The sequence below is a fragment of the Enterobacter sp. ZOR0014 genome, assembly GCF_000798855.1.
GTDB classification, from domain to species: domain Bacteria; phylum Pseudomonadota; class Gammaproteobacteria; order Enterobacterales; family Enterobacteriaceae; genus Enterobacter; species Enterobacter kobei.
Genome location: NZ_JTLF01000120.1, coordinates 39,026 through 50,412, shown reverse-complemented (window position 1 = coordinate 50,412; position 11,387 = coordinate 39,026). Strand labels below are relative to the sequence as shown.

Here is an 11,387-nt window from a genome sequence, read left to right as displayed (position 1 = left end):
CGATTGCCTGGGGTATTGCGAGTAAAAAAACCGTTTTTTTTATAAGAAATTGTGATACAGAAAGTAAAAATGGGCAATTGCTCAAAATAGCGGCAGATCCGCAGCGTTATCGCGCAATTGCTTCATTTTTATCATGAATACGATGACGAGAATATGACAGCGTGAAAGGATCGGGGGACGTGATCTATCAGGGATCGCAATGATCCCTGACGGTTAACGTTAAAAACGGTAGTTATTTGTTTAATACTTGTTGCTTTCTGCGCGGGAGATAGCGATCAAAAACGGCAATCAGGCGATCGCTCAAGGGGGTCATCAGCACCCACGGCAGACCAATCAGCACTGCTGAAAGAGAACCCACGACAATATCCGTCAGCCAGTGAGCGCCAATCATCACGCGCGGGAAGGCAAATATCACCACAATAAGCAGGGCAATAGTGAATGCCTTCTTGCCGAAATAGCGCAGCATGAAACCCGAAAAAATAAGCAGCATCATGCCGTGATCGCCCGGAAAACTGTCTTTCGACGCATCTTTCGTTGGAATATGCAGCAATTCGCTGACGCGGTAAATATTCGGGAAAGAGAGCGACGGGCTGGCGCGTTTTACCGGCATCAGATGTTGCGCCAGCTGATTAATAACCACCGCAGCCAGAAGCATCACCAGACCGATGATCAGGATACGGCGACGCCCTGTGCCATCCTCTTTGAGCCAGAAAGAGAGCATCAGACCACCCATCGCCAGCAAGGAAATGCCGTCGAAGGCGCGGTTGTTGGTGATTGCCACCAGCCACAGGAACGCATCGCTCTTCACCAGCGCCTGGTTGAAGAAATGAAACAGGCCTGAATCCAGCGGGAACCAGAAACCGTGATTCGCCGGGATATACCAGGAGAAAAAGAGCGCCAGACCGGCGACATTAAGCAGTAATATCAGGGGAAATCGAGTTGTCATAACGTTCAGCATAGAGTGAAAACTGGGGCAACGTTAGCCGCCTGAACTTAAACGAAGCTTCAACAGGCTGGACTGCAGGGCATTCCAGTCGGCGTTAACCGCACTAATTAACTCTATTCGGCTATCCGGCGGCGCGACGTTTTGCGTTTCGATAAAGAAATCCTCGCCCTGACGGTTGATCCGCACCAGCCCGTCTGGCGTGCGCATAATGCCTTTTACGCGATCAACCGGCGCAAGTCTGGCCCACTCAAGGATGCCTATGGTGTCGAAAACCGTATCGGCATCGAAAATCCATCCGCAGGCCTGATATCCCTGGCCGCTGTTCAGATTACGTCGCCAGCGCTGGTGCTCTGGCAGGCTAAGCGCCGCCAGTCCCTGTTTAACGGGATGGTGATGAGCATGCTCTGCGCTGGCCGGGAGTTCCGCCAGATTCTGGCGAGGCAGGTCGAGCAGGGCGCTATCGATTTTTCCCTGGGTGGTCTGCACGCGGGTACGATTGCCGCCGAAATGTTGCCACCACGCCTCAAGCGCGGCCTGGCTTTCCGCCGTGGCGCGATCTTCTTTATTAGCGACAATAACGTCCGCCGAGGCGAGCTGATCGCGGAAGTTCTCATTGGCCACCGCTTTTTCATCAAGCAGCAGACGCGGGTCGAGCAGGCACAGGGTGGCGCGCAGATCGATCCACGGCTCGTAGACCGGTGCGGTCAGCAAATCGAGGATCTGCTTCGGATGGCCCAGACCGGTAGGCTCAATCAGCAGGCGGTCCGGTTTACCCTGACGCAGCAGCGTATTGAGCCCGACCTGCATCGGCAGGCCATTGACGCAGCACATGCACCCGCCGGGGATCTCTTTAATCATTGCGCCACTCTCTGACAGCAGCGCACCATCAATGCCCACTTCGCCAAATTCATTGACCAGTACGGCCCATTTCTCTGCAGGATCTTTATTCGCCAGCAGATGGAGAATTGAGGTGGTTTTACCGCTGCCGAGAAAACCGGTGATGAGGTTCGTTTTGGTCACATGCACTCCAGACGAGAATTGTGATGCTATAACACTATTCTCTTATCCTGGCGAAAAACGTACCCAATGAGAAGGGGAAGGGCGAACGGCGGCGACGTCCGTTCGCGTTAAGCGCAATAATCGTTAAAAATTTAACGTTTCTATAACAGCATGACGGGCGCCGCGGCGGGTGATGCGCGCGTATGCCTCGCTTACCGCCTCAACAAATACGCTATTCTGGGGGAGATCGTGGCCAAAGACCTCGCTCAGCCCCAGCAGCGCGTTAACGCGGTCAGCGTCGTGGCTGGCCCCGACAATCGCGCGAATTTTATCGCTGAGGGGATCGCGAACATCAATCGCGTTGCCGCGTTCGTCGGTACCGCTGACGTACCGTATCCAGCCGGCAACGCCCAGTGCCAGAAGAGGCCAGTCGGTATTTCGCTCAAGGTGGATGCGGATGCCATCCAGCATCCGTTGCGGCAGTTTCTGGCTACCGTCCATCGCAATCTGCCAGGTCCGGTGTTGCAGCGCCGGGTTGGCGAAGCGCGCAATCAGGCTGTCGGCATAGGCGGTCAGGTCCACATCCTTTATACGCAGCGTAGGCGCCTGCTCCTCCAGCATTAACCGCCGGGCGGCTTCACGGAAGGCGGCATCCTCCATACATTCATTAATATGCGCGTACCCGGCGAGGTATCCCAGATACGCCAGGAAAGAGTGGCTGCCGTTGAGCATGCGTAATTTCATCTGTTCCCACGGCAGAACGTCCTGCACCATCTGGACACCTGCCACTTCCCACTCCGGACGCCCGGCAACAAAATTATCTTCCACCACCCACTGAATAAACGGCTCGCAGCTGATGGCACACGGATCGTCGACGCCGAGCGCATCGGCGATTTCTGCAAGCGAGGCCTCCGTCGCCGCGGGAACAATTCTGTCGACCATCGTGCCCGGAAAACTCACGTGGCCTTCGATCCACTCCGCCAGGGCCGGGGAACGTTTCTGCGCCATGCCAAGCACGGCATTTTTCACCACGTGGCCATTGTCAGGAATATTGTCACAGGAAAGCACGGTAAACGCTGGCAAACCTCGCTCGCGGCGGCGATGTAGCGCCTCGACCAGGATCCCAGGCGCAGAATGCGGTTCGGCGGGGTTGTCCAGGTCGTGCTGGATCCGCGCGTTTTGTCGATCCAGCTTACCGGTCGCGGGATCGATGCAGTAGCCTTTCTCGGTGATGGTGAGCGATACAATCGCCACCTGGGGCTCACAAAATTTCTCAATAATGGCGGACAGGGAATCAAGCTTTGCATTCAGGCATTCATGAACGGCGCCGACAATGATTGGCTGATTTCCTTCAGCACCTTTCTCCAGCACGGTAAACAGATGATCCTGCGCGCGCAGCTGGCCCATCAGCACATCACCGCTAAAGAGGCTAATCTCACAAATCCCCCAGTCGCCGCCTTTTTCATTCAGCACCCGGTTTGTTAACAGCGCCTGGTGCGCGCGGTGAAATGCGCCAAAGCCAAAATGGACGATCCGGGAGCGTAATTGCTTGCGATCGTAGCGAGGTTGCTGAACATGGGCAGGAAGCGAGGTGGAGGCAATTGTCTTCATGAAATACACACCTGATTAACCATTAATTAACAATGCCAGTGTAAAGTTATATGACAGCAAATAAAATTGGTGAGCCGTAAATATCCCCGTTCTGTGAGTTGGATCAATCAACGTGTGGCGGTATGTTGACCCTGTACGCTAAACATGTATGGTAGTCGTCATTGCGGTAACACATATTGGTATAACAACTTTAGAGGGTGAGGCAATGGAACAAACCTGGCGTTGGTACGGGCCGAACGATCCGGTTTCTCTTGATGATGTGCGTCAGGCTGGCGCAACGGGTGTCGTGACGGCGCTGCATCACATTCCTAACGGCCAGGTCTGGCCGGTTGAGGAAATTCAACAGCGCCAGGCGCTGCTGGCGGAGAAGGGATTAACCTGGTCTGTCGTGGAGAGCATTCCGGTCCACGAAGATATCAAAACCCATTCCGGGGATTACCAGACCTGGATTGCGAACTACCAGCAGAGCATTCGCAACCTGGCGGCCTGCGGCATTGATACGGTTTGCTATAACTTCATGCCTATTCTGGACTGAACGCGGACCGATCTGGAATACCCGATGCCGGACGGCTCAAAAGCGCTGCGTTTCGACCAGATTGCCTTTGCGGCATTTGAGCTGCACATCCTGAAACGCCCTGGCGCCGACGCGGATTACACCGCTGAAGAGCAGCAGCAGGCGCTTCAATGGTTTAATGACGCGAGTGCAGCGGATATTGAAAAGCTGACCCGCAACATCATTGCGGGCCTGCCGGGCGCAGAAGAGGGATACACGCTGGACCAGTTCCGCGCGCGTCTGGCGGAATACGGCGATATTGATAAGAACCAGCTGCGTGAAAACATGGCTTATTTCCTGCGCGCTATCGTACCGGTTGCGGAAGAAGTCGGCGTGCGTCTGGCCGTGCATCCGGACGATCCACCGCGTCCTATCCTCGGTCTGCCGCGCATCGTTTCCACTATCGAAGATATGCAGTGGCTGAAAGAGACGGTCAACAGCATCTATAACGGCTTTACCATGTGTACGGGTTCCTACGGTGTTCGCGCGGATAACGACCTGGTGCAGATGATTGAAGCCTTTGGCGATCGCATTCACTTCACGCATTTGCGCGCAACCTGCCGGGAGGATAATCCTAAGACCTTCCACGAAGCCGCGCACCTGGGCGGAGACGTCAATATGGTCGCGGTGGTCGATGCCATCCTGGCAGAAGAGGCGCGTCGTAAGCAGGCTGGCGATGTCCGTCCTATTCCGTTCCGCCCGGACCACGGGCACCAGATGCTGGACGATCTGCGCAAGAAAACCAACCCAGGCTATTCGGCCATAGGCCGACTGAAAGGGATGGCGGAAGTGCGCGGCGTTGAGCTGGCGCTGAAGATGACGAAATACCCGGAGCTTCTTTAAGTTCTGTTGCCCGGTGGCGCTACGCTTACCGGGCCTACAAAAAAACCGGCCTGAGAGCCGGTTTTTGTGTTTTTGTAGGTCGGGTAAGGCGAAGCCGCCACCCGACAAACGCCGCGATCAGTCAGCGCGACCCATATAGCGTTTTTCTTCGATATGGATGCGGATTTTCTCGCCTGCGGAGAGGTATTCCGGCACCTGCACAACCAGACCGGTGGTCAGAGTGGCAGGTTTGTTGCGGGCACTTGCGGATGCGCCCTTGATGCCAGGTGCCGTCTCAACGATTTCCAGATCGACGGTCTGAGGCAGTTCCAGCGCCAGCAGCACGCCATCCCATGTCAGAACCTGCATGTCAGGCATACCGCCTTCAGGGATGAACAGCAGCTCTTCTTCAATCTGATCTTTGGTGAAGATATACGGGGTGTAATCTTCTTTATCCATGAACACGTACTCGTTGCCGTCGACGTAAGAGAAATCAACATAGCGACGGGTCAGGGTCACGGTATCGACAATATCGTCACCTTTAAAGCGCTCTTCCACTTTCAGGCCGGTACGCACATCGGCAAAACGCATTTTGTACAGCGTGGCAGCACCACGGGCGCTGGGAGCCTGAATGTCGATGTCTTTCACAATCAGCAGTTTGCCGTTGTAATTCAGTACCATACCTTTCTTAATTTCGTTCGCTCTTGGCATTGCAATAATCCTGTTTACGGGAGGTAAAAAATATCGCGCCAAATTACTCGTGCGCGGCCTTTCAGGCAAGCGGAATTCGTGGCTTTTGCTATCAACGCACAAAAGGTGTTACTGTGCGCCCGATGCCCGACTGCACGGGCTTCGTCACTGAGAGAGCATGTATGGATTGTCGTCCAGATTGCGGCGCGTGCTGTACCGCTCCGTCCATTTCAAGCCCGATACCCGGAATGCCGGAGGGCAAGCCCGCCAATACCCGCTGTGTTCAGCTCTCTGAATCCAACCTGTGTATGATCTTTGGTTCGCCCCTGCGCCCGAAGGTCTGCTCCGGGCTACAGCCTGGGGTCGAGATGTGCGGCAGTTCGCGTGCGCAGGCGATGCTCTATCTGCTTGAGCTGGAAGCGCTCACCGCGCCTTAAACGTCTTTGATTCTCGCCAGACAGCCAATGGTCAGCGTACACATCACCAGCGCAATCCAGAACACCGTGTGGTAGTTCCAGATCTCAGCAACGACCCCGGCCATGGAGCCTGCAATAATCCAGCCCACGCGCGTGGTATTAGTATAAAGGGTGGTCGCTGAGCCTGCCTGGCCCGGCATCAGATCCTGGAAGTAGAGCATGCCAATCCCCGCCAGAATCCCGATATAGATGGCGTTCAGCAGCTGTAAAGCCAGCAGCAGCCCCGGCGTATGGACCGTCAGCATACCAACGTAGAACAGCAGCCCGGCGACGGCCGCGATGCGCATCAAAAAACGTTTTCCGAAACGCTTCGCGTAATAGCCCGCTATCAGCATGGTCGGGATCTCCAGACCGGCAGCGGTGCCCATCATTATGCCGGCCAGTTTCTCCGGCAGATGCAGTTCATCAATAATAAACAGCGGCATGTTAATGATATACAGGCTGTTGGTGCCCCACATCAGCGTGCAGATAACAAACAGCAGCAGGGCATCGCGTCGATTACGGCGCGGGGCCTCCAGGACGCCTGTCGCCACTTTGGGCTCTTTGCGCATTGACGGCAGGAAGCACCACACCATCGCACCGCACGCCACAAACGCGACCGCCGCGCTCAGGTACATCACCGTAAAGCCAAACCCCATCGCCAGCGCGTAAGCCAGCGGCGGGCCAATCACCCACGCCAGCGACACCTGAGCACGTAGGACCGAGCTGAACATCACCGCTTCACGCCCGGTATGGTCGGCATGCTCGCGGGCGAGGGCAAACAGCTGCGGGTTGGCGGTTGAGCCAAAGCTGCTCAGAAAAACCCCCACGAACAATAAAATGAAGTAGCTACGGTTCCAGGCAAACAAAACGCAGGCCAGGACGCCCATCAGGCAGCAGAAAACGATCAGGCTTTTACGATCGCCTTTTCGGTCGGAACGGCCCGCCAGGAACTGGCTTACCAGGATGCCGATAATGGCGCTCCCGGTAAAAAAGAAGCCAACCATCGCAGGACGGGCGTGAACCTCGTTGGTCAGGAATAAGCTCAGCGTTGGGGTTTGCAACGCGCCAGCAATGCCCGTGAAGAAGGCAACAATCAGGAACGCCGTTGACGTCAAATCGAAGGGCTTCGGCGAGGTGGCCGCAGGGGTGTTATGCATGTTTTATAATTAGCGAGTAACAGAGAGGGGCGGAGTTTACGCCGTTAGCTAAAAAATAAACAGTGGACGAGGTCAATGATGCCACGAAAAATCAAAATGGCATTTCAACTTCTCACCCTGCTGGCTGAACTTAGCTGAAACTGATTTGCTGAACTTCAGCAAAATTCAGCTGAATGCGGAAGAAATGTGCTGCATCTCTAAATTCTGAGATCGGAAATACGACTTTTCTTGCAAGACATTGCAGAAAGCGCAAGACTTTTTGAAACGTTTCAGCGCTATCTTGTTTTAGCAAACGGAGCAGGCTAGCGTATTTTTTCTCATGTAAGCTGAAACGATTCACTTTCAGCAGGAGAGGAGAACCATGTTCCAGTTATCTGTTCAGGATATTCACCCGGGCGCTCAGGCCGGGGATAAAGAAGAGGCTATTCGTCAGGTTGCCGCTGCCCTTGTGCAGGCAGGCAACGTCGCGGACGGCTACGTAAACGGTATGCTGGCGCGCGAGCAGCAGACCTCCACCTTCCTCGGTAATGGGATTGCCATTCCGCACGGTACAACAGACACTCGCGACCAGGTGCTGAAAACCGGCGTGAAGGTTTATCAGTTCCCGCAGGGCGTGCTCTGGGGCGAAGGTCAGGTAGCGTATGTGGCTATCGGCATTGCGGCCAGCAGCGACGAACATTTGGGTCTGCTGCGTCAGCTAACGCATGTCCTGAGTGATGACGCCGTGGCGGAACAGCTGAAGTCTGCGACAACCGCTGAAGAGCTGCGTGCCTTGCTGATGGGTGAAAAACAGAGTGAAGCGCTGAAACTGGATAATGACACGCTGACGCTGGATGTTGTGGCTTCGGATCTGGTCACGCTGCAGGCGCTGAACGCGGGTCGTCTTAAAGAAGCCGGGGCGGCTGATGCCACCTTCGTGACGCGCGTGATTAACGACAAACCGTTGAATCTTGGCCAGAGTATCTGGCTGAACGACAGTGCTGAAGGCAACCTGCGCAGTGCTATCGCGGTGAGCCGTGCAGCCACAGCGTTTGACGTTGAGGGTGAGCCTGCCGCCATGCTGGTCACCGTGGCGATGAACGATGAGCAGCCAGTGTCGGTGCTGAAGCGTCTGGGCGATCTGCTGCTGAATAATAAAGCTGAAAAATTGCTGAACGCGGATGCTGCCACCGTGCTGGCTCTGCTGACCAGTGATGATGCGCTGACGGATGACCTGCTGACCGCTGAGTTCGTGGTACGTAACGAACACGGCCTGCACGCCCGTCCAGGCACCATGCTGGTGAATACCATTAAACAATTCGAAAGTGAGATCACCGTGGCTAACCTTGATGGCACGGGCAAACCGGCCAACGGCCGTAGTCTGATGAAAGTGGTCGCGCTGGGCGTGAAGAAAGGTCACCGTCTGCGTTTCACCGCGCAGGGTGCTGATGCTGAACAGGCGCTGAAAGCGATTGGCGACGCCATCGCGGCAGGTCTGGGGGAGGGCGCATAATGAGCAGACGTGTTGCGACTATTACGCTGAACCCGGCATATGACCTGGTGGGGTTTTGCCCGGAGATTGAGCGCGGCGAAGTAAACCTCGTGCGTACCACTGGCCTGCATGCTGCGGGCAAAGGGATTAACGTCGCGAAAGTGCTCAAGGATCTCGGTATCGATGTCACCGTGGGTGGATTCCTCGGTAAAGATAACCAGGACGGTTTCCAGCAGCTGTTCAGCGAGCTGGGCATTGCTAACCGCTTCCAGGTCGTTCAGGGCCGTACCCGTATCAACGTCAAGCTGACGGAGAAAGACGGTGAAGTGACTGACCTGAACTTCTCTGGCTTCGAAGTCACCCCGTCAGACTGGGAGCGCTTTGTTAACGACTCTCTCACCTGGCTCGGTCAGTTCGACATGGTGTGCGTCAGCGGCAGCCTGCCGTCTGGCGTGAGCCCGGAAGCGTTTACCGACTGGATGACGCGCCTGCGTAGCCAGTGCCCATGCATTATTTTCGACAGCAGCCGTGACGCACTGGTTGCGGGTCTGAAAGCGTCTCCATGGCTGGTGAAGCCGAATCGCCGCGAACTGGAGATTTGGGCTGGCCGTAAGCTGCCAGAATTAAAAGATGTGATTGATGCAGCCCATGCGCTGCGTGAGCAGGGTATCGCTCACGTCGTGATCTCGCTGGGTGCAGAAGGCGCGTTGTGGGTTAACGCTTCTGGCGAATGGATTGCCAAACCGCCGTCAATGGAAGTTGTGAGTACCGTTGGCGCTGGGGATTCGATGGTTGGCGGCCTGATTTACGGCCTGCTGATGCGTGAATCCAGTGAACATACGTTACGTCTTGCCACCGCCGTTGCAGCCCTGGCCGTGAGCCAGAGCAATGTCGGTATTACCGATCGTACCCAGTTAGCCGCGATGATGGCGCGCGTTGACTTAAAACCTTTTAACTAACAGCAGGAGAGGAATAATGAAAACGCTGCTGATCATTGACTCCGGTCTCGGACAGGCTCGCGCCTATATGGCGAAGACCCTGCTGGGCGCGGCGGCACAAAAAGCACACCTGGACATCATTGATAACCCGGGTGATGCTGAACTGGCGATTGTTCTGGGTGATAAAATCCCTGCGGACAGTGCGCTGAACGGTAAAAAAGTGTGGCTGGGCGATATTAATCGCGCGGTGGCACATCCAGACCTGTTCCTGAGTGAAGCGAAAGGCCACGCGTCGGTTTACAGCGCACCTGTCGCGACAGCACCGACCGCGGCTGCGGCCACCGGGCCGAAACGCATTGTGGCGGTAACGGCGTGTCCAACTGGGGTAGCGCATACCTTTATGGCGGCTGAAGCCATTGAAACCGAAGCGAAAAAACGCGGCTGGTGGGTAAAAGTCGAAACCCGTGGCTCCGTGGGTGCCGGTAACGCCATCACCCCGGAAGAAGTGGCGGAAGCCGATCTGGTGATTGTGGCGGCCGATATCGAAGTCGATCTGGCGAAGTTTGCCGGTAAGCCGATGTACCGCACCTCAACCGGCCTGGCGCTGAAAAAGACCGCTCAGGAATTTGATAAAGCGCTGGCGGAAGCCAAACCTTACCAGGCTACCGGTGCGGCTAAAACCGCCACCGAAGGGAAGAAAGAGTCTGCGGGGGCCTACCGTCACCTGCTGACGGGTGTGTCTTACATGCTGCCGATGGTGGTGGCGGGTGGTCTGTGTATCGCGCTGTCGTTTGCGTTTGGTATTACAGCATTTAAAGAAGAAGGTACGCTTGCGGCTGCGCTGATGCAGATCGGCGGGGGGTCAGCGTTCGCGCTGATGGTGCCGGTTCTGGCAGGCTTTATCGCTTTCTCCATCGCTGATCGTCCTGGTCTGACGCCGGGTCTTATTGGCGGTATGCTGGCCGTCAGCACCGGTTCCGGCTTTATCGGCGGTATCATTGCTGGCTTCCTGGCCGGTTACGTCGCGAAGCTGATCAGCTCGAAGCTGAAGCTGCCGCAGAGTATGGAAGCGCTGAAACCGATTCTCATCATCCCGCTGATTTCCAGCCTGGTGGTGGGTCTGGCGATGATTTACCTCATCGGTAAACCGGTAGCGGGCATCCTGACGGGTCTGACCCACTGGCTGCAAACCATGGGTACGGCGAACGCGGTTCTGCTGGGCGCAATCCTCGGCGGTATGATGTGTACCGATATGGGCGGTCCGGTGAACAAAGCGGCATACGCGTTTGGCGTTGGCCTGCTGAGTACCCAGACCTACGCGCCGATGGCGGCGATCATGGCGGCCGGTATGGTGCCACCTCTGGCGCTCGGCCTGGCGACCATTATCGCCCGTCGTAAGTTCGACAAAGCGCAGCAGGAAGGCGGTAAAGCGGCGCTGGTGCTGGGTCTGTGCTTCATTACCGAAGGTGCAATCCCGTTCGCGGCGCGTGATCCAATGCGTGTGCTGCCATGCTGTATCGTGGGCGGTGCGGTGACGGGGGCCATCTCCATGGCGATTGGCGCGAAGCTGATGGCACCACATGGTGGTCTGTTCGTCCTGCTGATCCCAGGCGCAATCACCCCGGTACTGGGTTACCTGCTGGCAATCATTGCCGGTACGCTGGTGGCGGGACTCTCTTACGCGGTGCTGAAACGTCCGGAAGCGGAAGTGGTTGCAAAAGCAGCGTAAGCGATAAGCAACA

9 protein-coding genes and 1 pseudogene are annotated in these 11,387 nt (G+C 56.1%); 5 read left to right on the top strand and 5 right to left on the bottom strand.

Annotated elements, in window-relative coordinates; all coding sequences use genetic code 11:
• Positions 1-232: 232 nt before the first annotated feature.
• From L977_RS06430 to L977_RS06420, 3 genes are all read right to left on the bottom strand, one after another.
• Positions 233-946 (bottom strand): phosphatase PAP2 family protein, encoded by a 714-nt coding sequence (locus tag L977_RS06430; RefSeq protein WP_014884583.1) that lies wholly within the window; start codon positions 944-946, stop codon positions 233-235.
• Between the two features lie 33 nt (positions 947-979).
• Positions 980-1,966: a CobW family GTP-binding protein gene (locus L977_RS06425; protein WP_014884582.1), complete on the bottom strand. Its 987-nt coding sequence runs from the start codon at positions 1,964-1,966 to the stop codon at positions 980-982.
• A gap of 123 nt (positions 1,967-2,089) precedes the next feature.
• Positions 2,090-3,556, bottom strand: a complete 1,467-nt coding sequence (locus L977_RS06420; protein ID WP_047625342.1) for a mannitol dehydrogenase family protein — start codon at positions 3,554-3,556, stop codon at positions 2,090-2,092.
• Between the two features lie 205 nt (positions 3,557-3,761).
• On the opposite strand from L977_RS06420, the pseudogene uxuA reads away from it, so the two are divergent.
• Positions 3,762-4,952: pseudogene (gene uxuA / locus L977_RS06415) on the top strand (mannonate dehydratase).
• A 117-nt stretch (positions 4,953-5,069) separates the two neighbouring features.
• On the opposite strand, the gene yeiP reads toward uxuA, so the two are convergent.
• Positions 5,070-5,642 (bottom strand): elongation factor P-like protein YeiP, encoded by a 573-nt coding sequence (gene yeiP, locus L977_RS06410; protein WP_014884579.1) that lies wholly within the window; start codon positions 5,640-5,642, stop codon positions 5,070-5,072.
• Between the two features lie 161 nt (positions 5,643-5,803).
• Between yeiP and L977_RS06405 the strand changes: the two genes are divergently transcribed.
• A complete protein-coding gene (locus tag L977_RS06405; protein ID WP_023330932.1) occupies positions 5,804-6,058 on the top strand; it encodes a YkgJ family cysteine cluster protein in 255 nt (84 codons plus the stop codon).
• Here L977_RS06405 and setB read toward each other — a convergent pair.
• A complete protein-coding gene (gene setB, locus L977_RS06400; RefSeq protein WP_047625341.1) occupies positions 6,055-7,236 on the bottom strand; it encodes a sugar efflux transporter SetB in 1,182 nt (393 codons plus the stop codon). The two genes, L977_RS06405 and setB, sit on opposite strands and share 4 nt — an antisense overlap.
• Before the next feature lie 361 nt (positions 7,237-7,597).
• On the opposite strand from setB, the gene fruB reads away from it, so the two are divergent.
• The 3 genes from fruB to fruA are packed head-to-tail and all read left to right on the top strand — an operon-like array spanning position 7,598 to position 11,374.
• Positions 7,598-8,728 carry a fused PTS fructose transporter subunit IIA/HPr protein gene (gene fruB / locus L977_RS06395; protein WP_047625339.1) on the top strand — a complete coding sequence of 377 codons (1,131 nt, stop codon included), beginning with the start codon at positions 7,598-7,600 and terminating at the stop codon, positions 8,726-8,728.
• The gene (fruK, locus tag L977_RS06390) at positions 8,728-9,666 is read left to right on the top strand and encodes a 1-phosphofructokinase (RefSeq protein WP_008500936.1); all 939 of its coding nucleotides are present in this window, start codon (positions 8,728-8,730) and stop codon (positions 9,664-9,666) included. Before fruB ends, fruK begins: the two co-directional genes overlap by 1 nt.
• 16 nt (positions 9,667-9,682) lie before the next feature.
• Entirely contained in the window at positions 9,683-11,374 is a 1,692-nt protein-coding gene (gene fruA / locus L977_RS06385; protein WP_047625337.1) for a PTS fructose transporter subunit IIBC, read from the top strand.
• The last annotated feature ends 13 nt before the right edge of the window (positions 11,375-11,387 follow it).